The sequence below is a fragment of the Variovorax sp. DAIF25 genome (genome assembly GCF_050711835.1).
Taxonomy (GTDB): Bacteria; Pseudomonadota; Gammaproteobacteria; order Burkholderiales; family Burkholderiaceae_C; genus Variovorax.
Window position 1 is genome coordinate 6,708,328 of sequence record NZ_CP136636.1, and the last position, 18,843, is coordinate 6,727,170.

Genomic DNA, 18,843 nt, shown 5'->3' on the forward strand with positions numbered 1-18,843 from the left:
TTGTCTCCGGGTGGTTGTGGTCAGGGCCGGATCACGCGCTCCGGCGATTCCTCGTAGGGCGGGCTGTAGATCACCAGCACGCGCACCGGCTCGTCGCTCACCACCGTGAAGGTGTGCATCGCGTCGGCCGGAAAGAAACAGCTGTCGCCCGGGTGCAGCTCCTGCCGCTGGCCGCCGACCTCGGCCACCGCGCGGCCCTCGAGCAGGTAGCAGACCTGCTCGATGCCCGGGTGCGCATGCGGCAGCGCGCCCTTGCCCTTCTGGATGTGGCCCACCAGCACCTCGAGCTGCTTCGCGCCCACGGTCTCGGGGCCGATCAGCCGCTTGTTGAGCGTGCCCGTGTGGTTGGCGGGGTGGTAGCCCTCGATCTCGGCTTCGCGCACGAAATAGCGGGGGGCGGCGGCGGTCGTCATCGGGGGTTCTCCGTCTTGGGTTCGATCGCGAGGCAGGCCGAGCGCAGCATCGCGGCGATCTCCTCGATGCGCGCCTCCATGCGGTAGCGCGGGCCGGCGACCGAGATCGCATAGGCCTCGCCGCCGATGCGCAGCGGCCAGGCCAGGCCGATCAGGTCGGGAATGCTCTCGCCGAGGTTGCCGTACCAGCCGCGCGTGGCCGAGCGCTGCAGCTCGGCCTCGATCGCCTCGACCGTGGTCAGCGTGGCCTCGGTCAGCGGTGCCAGCGCCATGCCCTCGAGCAACAGGCGGCGCGCGTCGGGCGCCAGCGTGGACAGCAGCGCGCGGCCGATGGAGTTGGCGTAGGCCGGGCGCGTCTCGCCCGACTCGGCCGTGTAGCGGATGCTCTGCGGCGCGCTCAGCACCTCGAGGTAGACCACCTGGCCCGCGTCGCGGAACTTGCCGAACACCACCGTCTCGCGCGCCGCGTCGCGCAGCTCCTCGAGCGTGGCCTTCACGCGGTCGAGCACCGGGTCGTGGGCCGCGATGACCTGCGCCATCGCGAGCAGCCGGCCGGTCGGGTAGTAGCCCTGGCGCCGGCCGGTCTCGTACATGTAGCCCTGCTCCTCGAGCGTGCGGATCAGGCCCAGGCAGCTCGACACCGGCATGTCGAGCAGGCGCGCCATCTCCGAGAGCGCGAGCGGCTGCTTCTCGCGGGCGAAGAGCTCGACGATCTCGATCACCCGGAAGGCGGTTTTCACAGTCATGAAAAGATTTTCATACTTGTGAAAAACTATTGCTTCAGGGTTTCCCCTGCCCGCGGCGCATTCCGGCGGGCGACGGAAGGGCGTGGCTCGTCAGTAGCCGCGCACCGGATCGACCACGCCCGCGACCGGCAGCCCCTGCTCCATCGCGCGGATCTTCCCGGTGATCTGCGCGATCGATTCCTCGCGCAGCGTGCGCGCCGAGCCATGCGGCGTCACGACGATTCTTGGATGACGCCAGAAGGCATGGTCGGCCGGCAGCGGTTCGACCTGGAACACGTCGAGCGTGGCGCCCGCGAGCTGGCCGCCGTCGATCAGCGGGATCAGGTCGTCCTCGACCAGGTGCGCGCCGCGCGCGATGCTGATCAGGTAACCCTCGGGCCGCAGCTTGCCGAGCGTCTCGCGGTTGAGGATGCCGCGCGTGGCCTCGGTCAGCGGCAGCAGGTTGACCAGCACGCGCGTGGACGACAGGAACTCGTCGAACTGCGCCTCGCCGCTGAACACGCGCACGCCCTCGATCTGCTTGGGCGAGCGGCTCCAGCCCAGCACCGGGAACTCGAACTGCGCGACCGCCTTCGCGACCCGCTCGCCGAGCACGCCCAGGCCCATGATGCCGACCGGGAAGTCGCTGCGCGCCTTGGGCCGGCGGTAGCTCCACTTGCCTTCGCGTGCATCGGCCTCGTAGGCATCGAACTCGCGGAAGTGGCGGATCAGCGTGTGGCACACGTACTCGGCCATCTGCACCGACATGCCCGCGTCGTCGAGCCGCACGATGCGCGTGCCGGTTGGAATGCGGAGCTTGAGCAGCGCGTCGACGCCGGCGCCGATGTTGAAGATGCCGCGCAGCGCGGGCTGCTCGTCGATGAACTGCTGCGGCGGCGCCCACACGACCGCATGGTCGGCCTGCGGCGCGCCGGGGCGCCAGGCTTCGATCTCGGCGTCGGGCAGTTCGGCCTTCAGGCCTTCGATCCAGGGGTCGGGACGGTTGTCGGTGAGGTAGACGGTGATTCGCATGGAGCGAATCTTAGGGGCGCGCGGCGAACGCCGTGGTCGCCGAGGCGGCCCTCGTCACCACTCGCGCCATTCCTCGGTGATGTCCTCGCCCTCGGTCTCCAGGCCCGCATGGCTCGCGGCCGCGATGATCAGCTCGCACAGGTCCTCGCGCTGGTCGGTCTCGATCAGGCTGCCCTCGCTGTCCTCGTTGAGGCGGTTGAGCTGCAGCACCACGCGCTCGACGGCCGCGAGGATCGCGGCGTCGCGCTTCGCCTCCGAGGCCTCGTCGATCGCCGTCAGCGTCGCGAGGTACTCGTCGACGATCTCGGCGCAGCGGTCGACCTCGGCCTGCGTGTAGCCGGGATCGAATTCGGGATCGTGGTCCGGGTCCTCCTCGTCGTTGCGCATGTAGTCGACCATGCTCGCGAGGGTCTTGTCCTTCAGGGCCTGCAGTTCGGGTGTCATCGGTCTGTCGCTCCGTTCGTCTGAGAGGTCGTCGCACGAGCGCCGAGGGCGACAGTGCACGCCTTGTGTGCCCTTGCGCCATCTCCTATGCTCGATCGTTCAATCCGGAGACCCTACCCATGATCAAAGTCAGTGTGATGTACCCCTACACCGAAGGCGCCCGCTTCGACCACGACTACTACCGCGACAAGCACATGCCCCTGCTGAAGGCGCGCATGGGCGATGCCTGCAAGTCCTACACCATCGACAAGGGCCTGGCCGGCGGCGCGCCGGGCGCCAAGCCCACCTACGTCGGCATGTGCCACGTGTTCTGCGATTCCGTCGAGGCCTTCCAGGGCGCCTTCGGCCCGCATGCCAAGGAGATCCTCGGCGATGTGAGGAACTACACCGACATCGCGCCGGTGATGCAGATCAGCGAAGTGGTCGTCGGCTAAGAAGGACCTTGTCGCGCCGCCGCTTCAAAGCGGCGGACGCTCCAGCCGCACCCAGCGCTGGACCGAGGGCCGCTGCCATTGCGCGGCGGCATAGGCGGCCAGGCGCGGCGGCACGGCATCGCCGTTGAGCCGCAGGCGGTTCAGCATCAGGGCCGCATCGAGATCGGCCACGGACCACGCGCCGAACAGATGCTCGGCATCGGTCGGCAGCAGCGTCTCGATCACCTCGAAGAGCGTTGCCGCGGCCGAGCGTGCCGCCTCCGACAGCGGCGCCTGCGTGGGGCCGTAGAACAGCACCTCGGTCGAGCGCTCGACCCGGATCGGCATCAGGTCGCTGCGCAGCCAGGCCTGCAGCTGGCGCGCCCGCGCGCGGTCGCGCTGCGCCTTCGGATAGAGCGGCGTGCCCGGAAACAGCTCGTCGAGGTACTCGGTGATGGCCGACGACTCCGACAGCGCGAAGTCGCCATGGACCAGCGTGGGCACGCGCCGCGTCAGCGACAGGCGCGAGAAGCCGGCGGCCCGGTTCTCCCGCGCCGCCAGGTCCACGGTCGAGAGCTCGAAGGCCAGTCCCTTCTCGTGCAGCGCCACGAACACCGACAGGGCGTAGGGACTGGCGAACTGGGCGTCGACGTGGAGGTGCAGCAAGGCGGTCATCACGCGATCTTAGAAGCACGTCGGCGCAGCCACAGCCGGCGCACTCCCCACAGCACGGGCACCAGCAACAGCAGCCACGGCAGCACCGCCGCCACGAAGGTGATCAGGCTGCCCACGCTCTCGGCCAGCACGCGGCCCGCGTTGCGCAGGGCCTGCGTCATCGGGTTGTAGCTCTCGCCGCCGCCGACCAGCGCGCGCACGGTCGTGAACTGGATCTGGATGTGCTGCTTGCTGGTCTGCTGCTGCAGCACCTTGCGCTGCGTCGCCGAGGCATCGAGCTCGGCCTGAGTGTCGGCCAGCGTGCGCTGGATCTGCAGCAGGTCGGCCATGGTGCGCTTGGTGGTGGTGTCGCGCAGCATGACGCGCAGGCTGTCGCGGAACTCGGTGCGGTTCTTGATGCGCGCCTCGACGTCGATCACCTCGGCGGTCTTGTCCTCGCTGGTGGTGTTGTGCGCCACCACCTTCGCCACGCCTGAAAGGCCGGCCAGCAGCTTCTCGACGTCGGCCGGCTCCACGCGCATCTCGAGCGTGGCATTGCCGGCCTGCTGCGGCGTCTCGCGCAGCAGCGAGGACGACAGCAGCTCGCAGCGCAGGGTGCCGCAGAGGTCGCGCACCTTGCCCCAGGATTCGGCGAGCTGGTCGGGCGCGACCTCGACGTTGAGGTCCTGGCGGATCGCGAGATAGCGCTGCAGCGGCGCGCTCTCGCTCGCCTGCTTCTCGGCCTGCTGGTCGAGCGACATCGCGGCGGGCGCGGGCGGTGCCGGCTCGGCCATGCGCATGCGCCTGGACTCCATCGCGCCGCCGGCCGCGTAGCTGCCCGTGGGCCGGGCCGCGGCGGCATCGACTTCCGCGGCCCCGTCGCGCCGCTCGCAGGCGCTGAGCGTCAGGGCTGCGGCCAGCGCGAGCAGCAGCATGCGCGGACGGGCGCCGAGGCGCTGGAAGGGGGAGAACGAAGAGAGCTGCGGCTGGCGATGCGTCATGAAGAATCCTTCAAGGGAAGTGGGCATCGCGGTGATACGGCCTGTTGGCGGCGCCGGGGTTAAAACCGGCGCCGCCATCTGGTAACAGCTTGCAAGCCCCGTGACCGGGGCCGCTGATTCAGGCCGCTGCGGCCATGCGCAGCAACTCGTCGCCCTCGGCCACCTGCTCGCCGGGCGCGAACAGCAGCTCCTCGACCGTGCCGTCGGCCGGCGCGGCGATGGTGTGCTCCATCTTCATCGCCTCCATCACCGCCAGCGGCTGGCCGCGGCTGACCTTGTCGCCGGCCTTGACCGCGAAGGACACGACCTTGCCCGGCATCGGTGCCGTGAGGCGGCCGCCCTCGGCCTGCGTGTCGCCCGCATGGGCGAGGCGGTCGATGGCGGTGATGCGGGTCGCGCCGGCCGCGGCGAACACATGGGCCGTGGCGTCGTCGAGGTAGACGTCGAGAGTCTGGCGCTGGCCCGCGAACTCGAGCTCGATCTCGCCCGTGGGCAGGCGGCCGACGACCAGCGGACCGGCCACGCCGCCGGCCTCGAGCCACAGGCTGCCGTCGCGCTTGTAGGTCAGCAGCGCGCTCTGCTCGGCACCGCGGAATTCGAAGTCGAAGCGGCGCGTGTACTCGCCGAGCGCGCGCCAGCCGTCGCGGCGCGCGAAGGGATCGATGCTGCCGGCCGGCGCCGCGGCGAGCGCGGTGCGCGCCACGGCCGCGGCCGCCGCCAGCGGCAGGCCCAGGGTCTCGCGGTCGAACAGCACGGCGCGCTCGCGCTCGATCAGCGCGGTGTCGAGGTTGGCCTTCGAGAACGACTCGGTGGCCAGCACGCCGCGCAGGAACTGCACGTTGGTCGCCACGCCCACGATGTGGGTCTGCGCCAGCGCCGCGTCGAGCCGCGCGAGCGCCTCGTCGCGCGTGGCGCCATGCACGATCAGCTTGGCGATCATCGAGTCGTAGAAGGGCGAGATCTCGCCGCCCTCGCGCACGCCGTCGTCGATGCGCACGCGGCTGCGCTGGAAGGCCGTGGCCTGCGGCTTGCGGTAGATGCGCAGGGTGCCGGTGGCGGGCAGGAAGTTGTTGTCGGGGTTCTCGGCGCAGATGCGCGCCTCGATCGCATGGCCGTGGATCCGCAGCTCGGACTGCTGCGCGGGCAGCGTGCCGCCCGCGGCGACGCGCAGTTGCCATTCGACGAGGTCGAGGCCGGTGATGGCTTCGGTCACGGGATGCTCCACCTGCAGGCGGGTGTTCATCTCCATGAAGAAGAAGTTCATCTCGCCGCCGTCGCGCTGCTCCACGATGAACTCCACCGTGCCCGCGCCCACGTAGTCCACGGCGCGCGCCGCGGCCACCGCGGCCTCGCCCATCTGCTGGCGCATCGCCTCGGTCATGCCGGGCGCGGGCGCTTCCTCGAGCACCTTCTGGTGGCGCCGCTGCACCGAGCAGTCGCGCTCGAACAGGTAGACGTAGTTGCCGTGGCTGTCGCCGAAGACCTGGATCTCGATGTGGCGCGGGCGCTGAACGTATTTCTCGATCAGCACCGCGTCGTCGCCGAAGCTGTTGATGGCCTCGCGCTTGCACGAGGCCAGCGCGGCCTCGAAGTCGGCCGCCTTGTCGACCGCGCGCATGCCCTTGCCGCCACCGCCCGCGCTGGCCTTGATCAGCACCGGGTAGCCGATGCGGTCGGCCTCGCGCTGCAGCAGCGCCGGGTCCTGGTCGTGGCCGTGGTAGCCGGGCACCAGCGGCACGCCGGCCTTCTCCATCAGCTGCTTCGACTCGGCCTTCAGGCCCATGGCCTTGATCGCCGAGGGCGGCGGGCCGATGAAGACCAGGCCGGCATCGGCGCAGGCCTGCGCGAACTCCTCGTTCTCGCTGAGGAAGCCGTAGCCCGGATGCACCGCCTCGGCGCCCGTGGCCTTGGCGGCCTCGAGGATCTTCTCCCAGCGCAGGTAGCTGTCCTTCGGCGCGCTGCCGCCCAGGTGCACCGACTCGTCGCAGGCGCGCACGTGGTTGGCATGCGCGTCGGCATCGGAGTACACGGCGACCGTGCGGATCGCCATGCGGCGCGCGGTGGCAGCCACGCGGCAGGCGATCTCGCCACGGTTCGCAATCAGGATCTTCTTAAACATTGGACGAGTCTCCCGGAGGATTCTTTTTCAGTTGAAACGCGGGCACGACGCCCGGATCGGGCCGGCCGCTGAAGATGCGGGCGACGCGGGAGAACAGCGCCCTGAGGAAGCGCCAGCTCTTGCGGATCAGCCACACGCTCGCGACCAGCACGAGCACGAACAGCACGAGGAAGGCGAAGGGATGCGCCACGGCCAGCCACAGGCCCGCGGGCACCATGGTGTCCTCGACCAGCGAGGCGCCCACGTTCGAGAACGGCTCGGGCGAGGTGTTGATGGCCGCGCGCGTGGTGGCCTTGGCCGCATGCGCGGTGGCCGCGAAGCCGCCGCCGAGCAGCGCCGCCACCAGCGCCATCGCGCCATGGTCGACACCGAACACGCTGGCCGCGAGCGCCGCGCCGGCCGGAATGCGGATCGCGGTGTGGACCACGTCCCAGAGCGAATCGAGCCCCGGGATCTTGTCGGCGAAGAACTCGACGAACACCATGAAGCCGCTGGCCGCGATCACCACCGGATGCGCGAGCAGCTGCAGCCCGCCCGGCAGCGGCACCCAGCCGAGGTAGCCGACCAGGCCCGTGAGCAGCACCACCAGGTACAGCCGCACGCCGCTGGCCCAGCCGATGGCGGCGGCCAGGGCGAGCAGCTGGGGCATGTCGAGCGCGGTCATGGGATGAATGAGCCGGTCAGGACGACGCGCCCGCGAGCCAGGACGGCTTGCGCTTCTGCAGGAAGGCCTGCACGCCCTCGCGGCCCTCGTCGCTGGCGCGGATGTCGGCGATGCCCTCGACCGTCTTCGCGATCAGCGCGTCGTCGATCTCGCGGCCCGCCACGTCGGCCACCAGCTGCTTGCAGGCGCGCACGGCGGCCGGGCTCGCGCCGGTCAGCGCCTTCAGCAGCTCGTCGACCTTGGCATCGAGCGCATCGGCCGCGACCACCTCGTGCACGAAGCCGATGCGGTGCGCCTCGGCGGCGCCGAAGCGCTCGGCCGTGAGGAAGTAGCGCTGCGAGGCGCGCGTGCCCATGGCACGCAGCACGTAGGGGCTGATGGTGGCGGGCACCAGGCCGATCTTGACCTCGCTCAGGCAGTACCAGGCGCTGTCCACGCTCACGGCCATGTCGCAGGCCGCGACCAGCCCCATGCCGCCCGCGTAGACGTCGCCCTGCACGCGCGCGATGGTCGGCTTCGGGCACTCGGCGATGGTGCGCAGCATGGCGGCGAGCTTGCCGGCGTCGGCGATGTTCTCGTCGCGGCTGTAGTCGGCCATGCGGCGCATCCAGTTGAGGTTGGCACCGGCGCAGAAGGCCGGGCCGTTGGCGCCCAGCACGATGGCCTTGACCTGCGGTGCCGCGCCGGCCTCGGTGAAGGCGCGCGTCAGCTCGGCGATGACCACGTCGTCGAAGGCGTTGCGTGCCTCGGGCTGGTCGAGCCAGATGCGCGCGACGGCGCCGTCGATCGTGAGTTGCAGCTTGGTGAAGTCGCTCATGCCGCGTTCCTCCTCACATGCGGAAGATGCCGAACTTCGGCTCGGGGATCGGCGCGTTGCGCGCGGCCGCCAGGCCCAGCGCGAGCACGCGGCGCGTGTCTGCCGGATCGATGATGCCGTCGTCCCACAGCCGCGCGGTGGCGTAGTAGGGATGGCCCTGGTCCTCGTACTGCTGGCGGATCGGCGCCTTGAAGGCCTCTTCCTCGTCGGCGCTCCACTGGCCGCCCTTGGCCTCGATGCCGTCGCGCCGCACGGTCGCGAGCACGCTCGCGGCCTGCTCGCCGCCCATCACGCTGATGCGCGCGTTGGGCCACATCCAGAGGAAGCGCGGGCTGTAGGCCCGGCCGCACATGCCGTAGTTGCCGGCGCCGAAGCTGCCGCCGATGATGATGGTGAACTTCGGCACGTTGGCGGTGGCCACGGCCGTCACCATCTTGGCGCCGTGGCGCGCGATGCCCTCGTTCTCGTACTTGCGGCCCACCATGAAGCCGGTGATGTTCTGCAGGAACACCAGCGGCGTCTTGCGCTGGCAGCACAGCTCGATGAAGTGCGCGCCCTTCTGCGCCGATTCGGAGAACAGGATGCCGTTGTTGGCGACGATGCCCACCGGCATGCCTTCGATCTCGGCGAAGCCGCAGACCAGGGTGGCGCCGAAGCGGGCCTTGAACTCGTGGAACTCGCTGCCGTCGACCACGCGCGCGATGATCTCGCGCACGTCGAAGGGCTTGCGCGTGTCGGTGGGGATCACGCCGTAGAGCTCCTCGCGCGGGAACGCGGGCTCGCGCACCGCGGCCTTGGCCGGGCCCTCGGCCGCCTTCGCGTTGAGGTTGGCCACCGCCGAGCGCGCGAGCGCCAGCGCATGCAGGTCGTTCTGCGCCAGGTGGTCGGCCACGCCCGACAGCCGCGTGTGCACGTCGCCGCCGCCCAGGTCCTCGGCCGTCACCACCTCGCCGGTGGCCGCCTTCACCAGCGGCGGGCCGCCCAGGAAGATGGTGCCCTGGTTCTTCACGATGATCGATTCGTCGCTCATCGCCGGCACGTAGGCGCCGCCCGCGGTGCACGAGCCCATGACCACGGCGATCTGGCCGATGCCCTGGGCGCTCATGTTGGCCTGGTTGTAGAAGATGCGGCCGAAGTGCTCGCGGTCGGGGAACACCTCGTCCTGGTTCGGCAGGTTGGCGCCGCCCGAGTCGACCAGGTAGATGCACGGCAGCCGGTTCTGCTCGGCGATCTCCTGCGCGCGCAGGTGCTTCTTCACCGTCATCGGGTAGTAGGTGCCGCCCTTCACGGTGGCGTCGTTGCACACCACCATGCAGTCGACGCCGTTGACCCGGCCGATGCCCGCGATGATGCCGGCGCCGGGCGCGTCGCCCTTGTACATGCCGTGCGCGGCCAGCGGCGACAGCTCGAGGAAGGGCGTGCCCGGATCGAGCAGCTCGGCCACGCGCTCGCGCGGCAGCAGCTTGCCGCGCGCCGTGTGCTTGGCGCGCGCGGCCTCGCCGCCGCCTTGCGCAACCGCGGCGAACTGCGACTGCAGGTCGTCGACCAGCGCGCGCATGGCGGCGGCATTGGCCTGGAAGTCGGCCGAGCGGGCGTTGAGTTTGGTTTCGAGTTGGGTCATGGTGCAGTCAATGTCGGGAACGGGGCGCGCGGGGCCCGGTGTTCAGGCGGTGCGCGCTTCGTCGAGGCCGAGCTCGGCCTTCATCTCGTCGCGGATCTTGAACTTCTGGATCTTGCCGGTCACGGTCATCGGGAAGGCCGGCACGAAGCGGATGTACTTCGGCACCTTGTAGTGCGCGATCTGGCCCTTGCAGAACTCGCGCACCTCTTCCTCGGTGACGCTCTGGCCGGGCTTGGCGATGATCCAGGCGCAGAGCTCCTCGCCGTACTTGCGGTCGGGCAGGCCCACCACCTGCACGTCCTGCACCTTGGGATGGCGGTAGAGGAACTCCTCGATCTCGCGCGGGTAGATGTTCTCGCCGCCGCGGATCACCATGTCCTTGATGCGGCCCACGATGTTGACGTAGCCCTCGGCGTCCATGGTCGCGAGGTCGCCGGTATGCATCCAGTGCTCGGCATCGATGGCCTCGCGCGTCTTGGGCTCGTCGTCCCAGTAGCCGTGCATCACCGAGTAGCCGCGCGTGCAGAGCTCGCCCGACTGGCCCGGCGGCATGGTCCTGCCGGTCTCGGGGTCGACGATCTTCACCTCGAGGTGCGGCTGCACCGTGCCCACGGTCGACACGCGGCGGTCGAGCGGCGTGTCGGTGCTGCTCTGGCAGCTCACCGGGCTGGTCTCGGTCATGCCGTAGGCGATGGTGATCTGCTCGAGGTGCATCTCGCTGACCACGCGCTTCATCACCTCGATCGGGCACGGCGAGCCGGCCATGATGCCGGTGCGCAGGGTCGAGAGGTCGAACTCCTTGAAGCGCGGATGGTCGAGCTCGGCGATGAACATCGTGGGCACGCCATGCAGGCCGGTACACTTCTCGGCCTGCACCGTCTCGAGCACGGTCAGCGGATCGAAGCCGTCGTTCGGATAGACGATGGCCGAGCCGTGCGTGAGGCAGGCCAGGTTGCCGAGCACCATGCCGAAGCAGTGGTAGAGCGGCACCGGGATGCACAGCCGGTCGTCCGGCCCGAGCTTCATGCACTCGCCGATGAAGAAGCCGTTGTTGAGGATGTTGCGGTGCGTCAGCGTCGCGCCCTTGGGAAAGCCCGTGGTGCCGCTGGTGAACTGGATGTTGATCGGGTCGGTGGCCTTCAGCGTCCTCTGCACCGCGGCCACCTTCGGGTCGGCCGCGTCGCCGCTGGCCAGCAGCGCCGAGAAGCGCCGCATGCCGGGCACCTCGGCGCCCTCGCCGGCCTTGTCGATCCAGAAGGTGTGGGCCAGCTGCGGCAGCCGCTTCGGGCCGAGCTCCTGCAGCATGCCGAGGTAGTCGCTGGTCTTGAACTGCGCCATCGTCACCAGCGCCTTGCAGCCGACCTTGTTGAGCGCGTACTCGAGCTCGGCGGTGCGGTAGGCGGGATTGATGTTGACGAGGATCAGGCCGACCTTGGCGGTGGCGATCTGCATCAGCACCCACGGCGCGTTGTTGTGCGACCAGATGCCCACGCGGTCGCCCGGCGCGAGCCCCAGCTTCAGCAGCGCGCTGGCGAGTCGGTCCGACTCGGCCTGCAGTTCGCGGTAGCTGAAGCGCAGGCCTTCGTGGCGGCTCACGAGCGCCTCGCGATCGGGTTGCCGCTCGACCATGGCGTCGAAGAAGTCGCCGATGGTCTGTTCGATGAGGGGGACGTCGGTGGCGCCCTTGCCGTAGCTCTCGGTCAGTGCTGCAGTCATGTTGATGTCCTTGTCTCCTTGCCTTGCTCCTTCCCCCTCTGGGGGAAGGCCGGGATGGGGGCCTGCGGCGTCTTTTCAGGGAGGGGCTCATCGACCGCCGCAAGCCCCCACCCCGCCCTCCCCCAGAGGGGGAGGGAGAAAAACCGAACTATGCGGTCTCTGCGAACAGCTCGCGCCCGATCAGCATGCGCCGGATCTCGCTGGTGCCCGCGCCGATCTCGTAGAGCTTGGCGTCGCGCCACAGCCGTTCGACCGGGAATTCCTTGGTGTAGCCCACGCCGCCGAGCGCCTGGATCGCCTCGCCGGCCATCCAGGTCGCCTTCTCGGCCGAGTAGAGGATCGCGCCGGCCGCGTCCTTGCGGAAGGTGCGCGCATGGTCGTTGCGGTCGCAGGCCTTGCCCACGGCGTAGACGTAGGCGCGCGTGGCCTGCCAGGTCGAGTACATGTCGGCGATCTTGCCCTGCATGAGCTGGAACTCGCCGATGCTCTGGCCGAACTGCTTGCGCTCGTGGATGAAGGGCAGCACCGAATCCATGCAGGCGGCCATGATGCCCAGCGGGCCGCCCGAGAGCACGGCGCGCTCGTAGTCGAGGCCGCTCATCAGCACCTTCGCGCCCTGGCCCTCGCCGCCGAGCACGTTCTCCTCGGGCACCTCGCAGTTGTCGAAGAACAGCGGGAAGGTGTTGGAGCCGCGCATGCCGAGCTTGTCGAGCTTGGTGCCGGCCGAGAAGCCCTTGAAGCCCTTCTCGACGATGAAGGCGGTCATGCCGCGCGCGCCCATCTCGGGCTCGGTCTTGCCGTAGATCACCAGCGTGTCGGCGTCGCCGCCGTTGGTGATCCACATCTTGCCGCCGTTGAGCACGTAGTAGCCGTCCTTCTTCTCGGCCTTGAGCTTCATGCTGACCACGTCGGAGCCGGCATTGGGCTCGCTCATGGCCAGCGCGCCCACATGCTCGCCGCTCACCAGCTTGGGCAGGTATTTCTTCTTCTGCGCCTCGCTGCCGTTGCGGTGGATCTGGTTCACGCACAGGTTCGAGTGCGCGCCGTACGACAGGCCGACCGAGGCCGAGGCGCGCGACACCTCTTCCATCGCCACGATGTGGGCCAGGTAGCCGAGCTCGGTGCCGCCGTATTCCTCCTTCACGGTCATGCCGTGCAGGCCGAGGTCGCCGAGCTTCTTCCAGAGGTCGTGCGGGAACAGGTTCTCGCGGTCGATGTCGGCGGCGCGGGGCGCGATTTCATTCGCTGCGAAGTCCTGGATCGCGCTGCGCAGCGAGTCGATGGTCTCGCCCAGGTCGAAGTTCAGGCCGGGATCGTGCATGGGTGTTGTCTCCTCTGAAGGGGGCCGGCGCGTGGGGCTGCCCGCGCCACGACGCGCTGGAAAGGCGCCAGCTTACGCCTCGCGGCGCCGCAATTGGCGCCACAATGGTTGCAATTTGCGCCACGCCGGCTCCGCCTCGCCATGTCCTCCCCCTCCTTCCTCCGCCCCGCCCGCGCGGTCACGCCGATGGCCTTCGTGCGAGCCATCGTCAAGGGCTACGAGCGCTACGGCCAGGACCCGTCCGAGGCGCTCAAGGCGGCACAGATCACGCCGCGCGAGCTCGCGCGGCCCGGCGCACGCGTGACGGCGGCGCAGTTCGAGGCGCTGTCAGGCCACGCGATGCAGGAGCTCGACGACGAGGCGCTGGGCTGGTTCTCGCGCCGCCTGCCCTGGGGCAGCTACGGCATGCTGTGCCGCGCCTCGCTGACCTCGCCCGACCTCGGCGTGGCAATCAAGCGCTGGTGCCGCCACCACCGGCTGCTGACCGAGGACATCGGCCTCGCGCTCGAGGTGGCGGGCGGCGTGGCCACGCTGCGCATCGGCGAGAACCGGCCGCTCGACCCGGCCTTCCGCGAGTTCTGCCTCGTGACCAGCCTGCGCTTCATGCACGGCTACATGTGCTGGGCCATCGACTCGCGCATCTCGCTGCGGCAGGCCGGCTTTCCCTTTCCCGCGCCGGCGCACCGCGACGCCTACGCGGCGATGTTCACGCCCGAGGTGCGCTTCGACGCGGCGCGCGCGAGCATCGCCTTCGACGAGCGCTATCTCGCGCTGCCGCTGCAGCGCGACGAGCGCGCGCTGCGCACCATGCTCAAGCGCGCGCTGCCGCTCACGATCCTGCAGTACCGGCGCGACCGGCTGCTGGGCCAGCGCGTGCGCGAGCTGCTGCGTTCGCGCGCCGCCGAGACCACCACCGCCGAGGCGCTGGCCACGCTGCTCAACGTGTCGAGCCGCACCCTGCACCGCCAGCTGCAGGAGGAAGGCAGCTCGCTGCAGGCGCTCAAGAACGAGGTGCGACACGAGCTCGCGGTCGACCTGCTGCGGCGCACCCACCGGCCGATCAAGCAGGTCGCGCTGGCGGCGGGCTTTCGCAACGAGAAGAGCTTCTCGCGCGCTTTTCTACAATGGACGGGACTCGCACCCAGGGACTTCCGGCAGCAGGCCGCGACGCCAGCGCCCGGGACGTCACGCACCCGAGACCTCCCTCCATGAACGGTTACGCGCGGATTCGCAAGCTCCGGGTCTTCGGCGCCCGGGTCTACATCCACTGGTCCGCCCTCCTGGTCGGGGCCGGCCTGTTCCTGCTGTGCATCCGCACGCCGCTGCTCGCGGTCATCACCATCGTCTCCTACTTCGGCATCATCTTCCTGCACGAGGCCGGCCACGCGGGCTTCGCCCGCCGCATGGGCTACCGGCCGTTCGCGATCTACCTCGGCGTGATCCACGGCGTGTGCGACTATGAGGAGCCCTACAGCCACAAGGACGAGGCCATCGTGGCCTGGGGCGGCGTCGCGGCACAGATGATGGTGGCGCTGCCGCTGATCGCGCTGGCCGCCGCCACGCCGCTGGCGAGCGTGCGCGGGCTCGGGCCGGTGGTCGCCTTCCTCGGCTACTTCAACCTCGTGTTCGCGCTGCTCAACCTGGTGCCGGTGGCACCGCTCGACGGCGCCAAGGCCTGGGCGCTGATCCCGATCGCGCAGGCCGCGCGCCGCTCCGGCAAGCGCTGAGCCGCGGCGCTCACTGCGCCTCGATGCTGAGTTCGCGCATGCGCCGCGTGATGACGTCGAACTCGGCGCGGTAGGCGCTGGCGAACTGCTCGGGCGTGCTGTTCATGATCTCGAAGCCGCGGGCCACGAACTGCTGGCCGACCTCGGGCGCGCCCACCACCTCGCGCACCTCCTTCGCGAGCCGCTCCACGATGGGCTTCGGCGTGGCCGCGGGCGCCAGCAGGCCGATCCAGACGTTGCTGTCGTACAGCGGGTCGTCGAAGCCCAGCTCGTGCATCGTCGGCACCTGCGGCAGCGTGCTCGAGCGCTGGCGCCCGAGCACGGCCAGCGGCACGATCTTGCCGCCCGGCACGTGCTGCATCGCGCTCGCCACCGACGACAGGCCGATGTCGACCGTGCCCGACAGCAGGTCGGTGACCACCAGCCCCTCGCCGCGCTGCGGCACGTGCACCATGCCGCCGCCCAGGCTGCGGTTGAGGCTCTCGCCGGCCAGGTGGCCGAGGCCGCCGATGCCCCACGAGGCATAGCTGAGCTTGGCGCCGCCGGAGCCGGCCTTGGCCTTGAGGTCGGCGAGGCTGCGCAGGCCCGAGCCCGGATGGGTCGAGATCAGCGCCGGGCTGCGCACGATCTGCGTGATCGGCGCGAAGTCCTTGCGCGGGTCGTAGGCCAGCGTGCGGTAGAGCGCGGTGTTGTTGATCTGCGAGTCGGTGATCGTCATCAGCAGCGTGTAGCCGTCGGCCTTGGCGCGCGCCACCTCGGCGGCGCCGATGGCACCGGCCGCGCCCGCCTTGTTGTCGACCACCACCGGCTGGCCCAGCGCCTTCGACAGGCGCTCGCCGACGGTGCGCGCCACGTAGTCGGTGGCGCCGCCGGCCGGATAGGGCACGACGATGCGGATCGGCCGCGAGGGGTAGGCCTCCTGGGCGGCGGCGGGAACGGCGAAGGCCAGCGCGGCACAGGCGATCGAAAGCAGCTTGAGCATGGGTCTTGTCTCCTCGTGGGTTCTTGTGGGTTCCGGTGCGCAGTGTTTCAGCAGCTCGCGGCGCGCTCGGGCTGCGAGGGCACCTCGTTCCGCCGCTCGTCCTCGAGCGCCTGCGCCACCAGCCGGCGGAACTGCACCAGCGCCGAATCCATGGCCAGCGGCAGCATCGGCAGCAAGGGCGCGTGCTCGATGTTGCGGGCCTGCGCGGTGATCATGTCGCGGTCCTCGTTGAAGGCCACGATCAGGCTGTCGTAGAGCGTGCGCGTGAGCTGCTCGCCGCCGAGCGAGGGCCGGTGCGCCTGCTGGAAGAAGTAGTGGGTGCTGGTCTCGGTCTCGGGCGTCAGGGTCTGGCAGCTGTGCAGCTCGACGGCATGGCGCATGTCGCCCTCAGCGTCCTCCACGGGGCGCCCACCCGACTGCATCAGCAGCGTGCCCGGCAGCACGAAGTCGTAGACGAACCAGCGGTCGAAGCGCGCATCGGGCGCGAAGGGCCGAGCGCCGGCCCAGTGCGCGGGCGGCGGCACGTTCTCCACCCGGCGCGTCACGCGCAGGCCGCGCTCGATCTTCTCGATCTCGGGTCGCGCCTGCGCAATCGCGGTCGAGCCGCCGAGCGTCTTCTCGTGCACGTAGCTCAGGTGCGAGAAGTCCAGCAGGTTGTCGCAGATCAGCAGGTAGGGCGTGTCGTAGTGCAGGTAGCCCGGGATGTGGCGCCACTCGGGGTGGTCGCACGAGAAGTTGTCGGGCAGCAGCGCCGTGTCGGCGCGCTCGGCCTCGCCCATCCACACGAACACCCAGCGGTTGCGCACCGCCACCGGGTAGCTGCGCACCCGCGCGCGCGGCGGCACCGTCGCCATGCCCGGCACCTCGACGCAGAGGCCGCGCGCATCGAACTTGAGCCCGTGGTAGCCGCAGCGTACGCAGTCGCCCTCGCGCCGGCCCTTCGACAGCGGCGCGTGGCGATGGCAGCAGCGGTCCTCGAGCGCCACCACCTCGCCCTGCGCGGTGCGGTACAGCAGCAGCGGCTCGCCGATCACGGTGCGGTTGAACAGGCCCTCGGGGGGAATCTCGTGGTCCCAGGCGACCACGTACCAGCAGTTGCGGATGAACATGCGCGTTCTCGTCTCCATCGTGTGCGGCGGGATCGTGTGCCCGCCGCTGCCGCGATCGTGGAGCGAACGGCCAGGCGGCGCGTCCCCCGCGAAGGGGACGGCGAGGACTTCGATCAGCGAGGGAGGGTCAGGCCGCGAGCCGCACCAGCGCGGCGCGGTCGTGGATGCCGAGCTTGAGGTAGGCGCGCTTGCGCAGCGTGACCACGCTCGAGGGCGCGATGTCGAGGTCGGCCGCGATGCCGTCGGCCGTGAGCCCGCAGGCGATGCGCGCCGCCACGTCGAGCTCGCGCGCGCTCAGCGCGACCGCCAATGCCGCGATGCGCGCGCGGGCCAGCGCGATGCGGGTGTCCATGTCCGGCCCGACCCCGCCCGCGCCCACCAGGTTGCGGTGCACCTGCCGCAGCAGCGGCGACACCGCGAGCACGCGCTCGATCTCCTGCGGCGCGAAGCGACCCATGGCCTCGCTGCGGTAGAGGTTGATCGAGAACGCGGTGCGCGGCGCCGGCATGTAGAGCAGCGCCAGCCGCTCCGAGAGGTGCTCGCGCTCGTAGATCTGCTGGCGCCAGCCGGCATCGGGGATGTCGGGCGAGCGCATGTGCAGCACCGTCATCGCGGCCGACTCGCGGGTCTGCACGCGCATCTGCCGCGCGATGCGTGTGGCGTCGTCGAAGCGGTAGAAGTGGCGCCGGTACTGCGCGAAGCAGTCGCGCGTGACGTTGGGCGTGGCCGCGTGGAATGAGTGCCCCTCGATCTGCGCCGGTGCCTCGTCGCCATGCGACACCAGCGAGATGAACTCCACCGGCAGCAGCGCATTGAGGAAATGCAGCATCGCGCGCGCCGGCGCCGCGTCGCGCGGTGCATCGAGCAGCAGCGAGACCGCGCGCAGGTCGAGCACGGCCGACGACGGCCGGCCGAGGGCGGCATCGGAGACCTGCCAGGTGGATTGCGGCGGCGTCGGCTGCATGCCGGAATTGTGGCGGCCGGCGGCGCGGCGCGGAATGCCTGGCGCTCGGGATTAACCCGCGCCGGCCTTCAGGCGGCCGAGCACCTCGGGATTGACGACGTTGCTCGGCTGCCCGCGCGCGAAGGCCACGATCTGGTCGAACACGTCGGAGAACTGCAGCTCGTACTCCTCGCGCGTCACGTAGCCGATGTGCGGCGTGCAGACCAGGTTCGGCAGCTGCAGCAGCGGATCGGCGGGATCGACCAGCGGCTCGGTCTCGTAGACGTCGACCGCACCCATGCCGGGCCGGCCGGCCTGCAGCGCGGCCACCAGCGCACCGGGCTCGATCAGGCCGGCGCGGCTGGTGTTCACGAGGATCGCGTCGGGTTTCATGCGTGCGAGGTCCTCGCGCCGCACGATGCCGCGCGTGGCCGGCACCAGCCGCATGTGCAGCGAGATCGCATCGCAGTCGCCGAAGAAACTCTCTCGGTCCGGCGCGCATTCGCGGCCATCCGCGCGCGCCCGGGCCATCGATTCGGGCCGCGCCCACACGCGCACCTTCATGCCGAAGGCCTCGGCATAGCCCGCCACCGCCTGCCCGATGCGGCCATAGCCGTAGATCCCTAGCGTCTTGCCGCGCAGCGTGCTGCCCACGCCGGTCTGCCAGCCGCCGCGCTGCAGCGACGCCATCTGCTGCGGAATCCGCCGCGCCGCGCACAGCAGCAGCGCCCAGGTCAGTTCGGCCGCTGCGTAGGAAGGCGTGCCCGCATGCTGGTCCGACGACAGCACGATGCCCAGCCGCGTGCAGGCCTCGACGTCGATGTGCGGATAGACGCTGCGCTGGCTGATCAGCCGCAGCCGCGGCAGCCGCGGCAGCCGCTCGAGCACCGGCGCGCGCAGCGCGGTGCGCTCGCGGATCAGTACCACGGCATCGGCCTGCGACAGCCGCTGCACCAGTGCGTCGGGCTCGTCCACGTGGTCGTTCCACACCGTCACCTCGTGCCCGTCGAGCTTGGCGAAGCAGGGCAGCGTGCGCAGCGTGTCGAAGTAATCGTCCAGCACCGTGATGTTCATGGCCGCGGATTCTGTGCCCGCAACCCGGCTGCGTAAAATGAATTTATCTGGACCATTGCTGCAATCGC

19 protein-coding genes are annotated in these 18,843 nt (G+C 70.1%); 3 read left to right on the forward strand and 16 right to left on the reverse strand.

From position 1 onward, the window contains the following. Positions 1 to 20: 20 nt before the first annotated feature. From R0232_RS31065 to R0232_RS31080, 4 genes are all read right to left on the reverse strand, one after another. The gene (locus R0232_RS31065; RefSeq protein ID WP_057590710.1) at positions 21 to 413 is read right to left on the reverse strand and encodes a cupin domain-containing protein; all 393 of its coding nucleotides are present in this window, start codon (positions 411 to 413) and stop codon (positions 21 to 23) included. Beyond that, positions 410 to 1,159 (reverse strand): IclR family transcriptional regulator, encoded by a 750-nt coding sequence (locus R0232_RS31070; protein WP_093348190.1) that lies wholly within the window; start codon positions 1,157 to 1,159, stop codon positions 410 to 412. The genes R0232_RS31065 and R0232_RS31070 overlap by 4 nt, the downstream gene beginning before the upstream one ends. A 90-nt stretch (positions 1,160 to 1,249) precedes the next feature. Continuing rightward, positions 1,250 to 2,170, reverse strand: a complete 921-nt coding sequence (locus R0232_RS31075; protein ID WP_431510543.1) for a 2-hydroxyacid dehydrogenase — start codon at positions 2,168 to 2,170, stop codon at positions 1,250 to 1,252. A gap of 54 nt (positions 2,171 to 2,224) precedes the next feature. Then, the gene (locus R0232_RS31080) at positions 2,225 to 2,614 is read right to left on the reverse strand and encodes a hypothetical protein (protein ID WP_057590707.1); all 390 of its coding nucleotides are present in this window, start codon (positions 2,612 to 2,614) and stop codon (positions 2,225 to 2,227) included. A gap of 119 nt (positions 2,615 to 2,733) precedes the next feature. Here R0232_RS31080 and R0232_RS31085 point away from each other — a divergent pair, with 119 nt between their 5' ends. After that, positions 2,734 to 3,048, forward strand: coding sequence for an EthD family reductase (locus tag R0232_RS31085; RefSeq protein WP_057590706.1), 315 nt, complete (start codon positions 2,734 to 2,736; stop codon positions 3,046 to 3,048). Between the two features lie 24 nt (positions 3,049 to 3,072). Here the strand turns inward: R0232_RS31085 and yfcF are convergent, their stop codons facing one another. From yfcF to R0232_RS31125, 8 genes are all read right to left on the reverse strand, one after another. Then, positions 3,073 to 3,702 carry a glutathione transferase gene (yfcF, locus tag R0232_RS31090; protein ID WP_431510544.1) on the reverse strand — a complete coding sequence of 210 codons (630 nt, stop codon included), beginning with the start codon at positions 3,700 to 3,702 and terminating at the stop codon, positions 3,073 to 3,075. Next, positions 3,702 to 4,682: a DUF4349 domain-containing protein gene (locus R0232_RS31095; protein ID WP_431510545.1), complete on the reverse strand. Its 981-nt coding sequence runs from the start codon at positions 4,680 to 4,682 to the stop codon at positions 3,702 to 3,704. Before R0232_RS31095 ends, yfcF begins: the two co-directional genes overlap by 1 nt. A gap of 118 nt (positions 4,683 to 4,800) precedes the next feature. Continuing rightward, positions 4,801 to 6,801: an acetyl-CoA carboxylase biotin carboxylase subunit gene (locus tag R0232_RS31100; RefSeq protein WP_431510546.1), complete on the reverse strand. Its 2,001-nt coding sequence runs from the start codon at positions 6,799 to 6,801 to the stop codon at positions 4,801 to 4,803. Continuing rightward, complete coding sequence (locus tag R0232_RS31105; RefSeq protein WP_431510547.1) at positions 6,794 to 7,465, reverse strand: DUF4126 domain-containing protein; 672 nt, start codon at positions 7,463 to 7,465, stop codon at positions 6,794 to 6,796. Before R0232_RS31105 ends, R0232_RS31100 begins: the two co-directional genes overlap by 8 nt. Before the next feature lie 16 nt (positions 7,466 to 7,481). After that, positions 7,482 to 8,282 carry an enoyl-CoA hydratase/isomerase family protein gene (locus R0232_RS31110; protein ID WP_296727475.1) on the reverse strand — a complete coding sequence of 267 codons (801 nt, stop codon included), beginning with the start codon at positions 8,280 to 8,282 and terminating at the stop codon, positions 7,482 to 7,484. Positions 8,283 to 8,295: 13 nt separating this feature from the next. Beyond that, a complete protein-coding gene (locus tag R0232_RS31115) occupies positions 8,296 to 9,903 on the reverse strand; it encodes a carboxyl transferase domain-containing protein (RefSeq protein ID WP_057590701.1) in 1,608 nt (535 codons plus the stop codon). Positions 9,904 to 9,945: 42 nt separating this feature from the next. Beyond that, positions 9,946 to 11,619 carry an AMP-binding protein gene (locus R0232_RS31120; protein ID WP_431510548.1) on the reverse strand — a complete coding sequence of 558 codons (1,674 nt, stop codon included), beginning with the start codon at positions 11,617 to 11,619 and terminating at the stop codon, positions 9,946 to 9,948. A gap of 148 nt (positions 11,620 to 11,767) precedes the next feature. Then, a complete protein-coding gene (locus R0232_RS31125; RefSeq protein ID WP_209543853.1) occupies positions 11,768 to 12,940 on the reverse strand; it encodes an isovaleryl-CoA dehydrogenase in 1,173 nt (390 codons plus the stop codon). A 141-nt stretch (positions 12,941 to 13,081) separates the two neighbouring features. Between R0232_RS31125 and R0232_RS31130 the strand changes: the two genes are divergently transcribed. Both R0232_RS31130 and R0232_RS31135 read left to right on the forward strand, forming a co-directional pair. After that, a complete protein-coding gene (locus R0232_RS31130; RefSeq protein ID WP_398497513.1) occupies positions 13,082 to 14,152 on the forward strand; it encodes an AraC family transcriptional regulator in 1,071 nt (356 codons plus the stop codon). Continuing rightward, positions 14,149 to 14,667 carry a hypothetical protein gene (locus R0232_RS31135; protein ID WP_431510549.1) on the forward strand — a complete coding sequence of 173 codons (519 nt, stop codon included), beginning with the start codon at positions 14,149 to 14,151 and terminating at the stop codon, positions 14,665 to 14,667. The genes R0232_RS31130 and R0232_RS31135 overlap by 4 nt, the downstream gene beginning before the upstream one ends. A gap of 10 nt (positions 14,668 to 14,677) precedes the next feature. Here the strand turns inward: R0232_RS31135 and R0232_RS31140 are convergent, their stop codons facing one another. From R0232_RS31140 to R0232_RS31155, 4 genes are all read right to left on the reverse strand, one after another. After that, positions 14,678 to 15,649 carry a Bug family tripartite tricarboxylate transporter substrate binding protein gene (locus R0232_RS31140; protein ID WP_208510931.1) on the reverse strand — a complete coding sequence of 324 codons (972 nt, stop codon included), beginning with the start codon at positions 15,647 to 15,649 and terminating at the stop codon, positions 14,678 to 14,680. 47 nt (positions 15,650 to 15,696) lie between these two features. After that, the gene (locus R0232_RS31145) at positions 15,697 to 16,758 is read right to left on the reverse strand and encodes a Rieske 2Fe-2S domain-containing protein (RefSeq protein WP_431512940.1); all 1,062 of its coding nucleotides are present in this window, start codon (positions 16,756 to 16,758) and stop codon (positions 15,697 to 15,699) included. A 127-nt stretch (positions 16,759 to 16,885) separates the two neighbouring features. Further along, a complete protein-coding gene (locus tag R0232_RS31150; protein ID WP_431510550.1) occupies positions 16,886 to 17,722 on the reverse strand; it encodes a helix-turn-helix transcriptional regulator in 837 nt (278 codons plus the stop codon). A 51-nt stretch (positions 17,723 to 17,773) separates the two neighbouring features. Continuing rightward, on the reverse strand, positions 17,774 to 18,775 hold the full coding sequence (locus R0232_RS31155; RefSeq protein ID WP_431510551.1) for a D-2-hydroxyacid dehydrogenase family protein: 1,002 nt from the start codon (positions 18,773 to 18,775) through the stop codon (positions 17,774 to 17,776). Between the last annotated feature and the right edge of the window lie 68 nt (positions 18,776 to 18,843).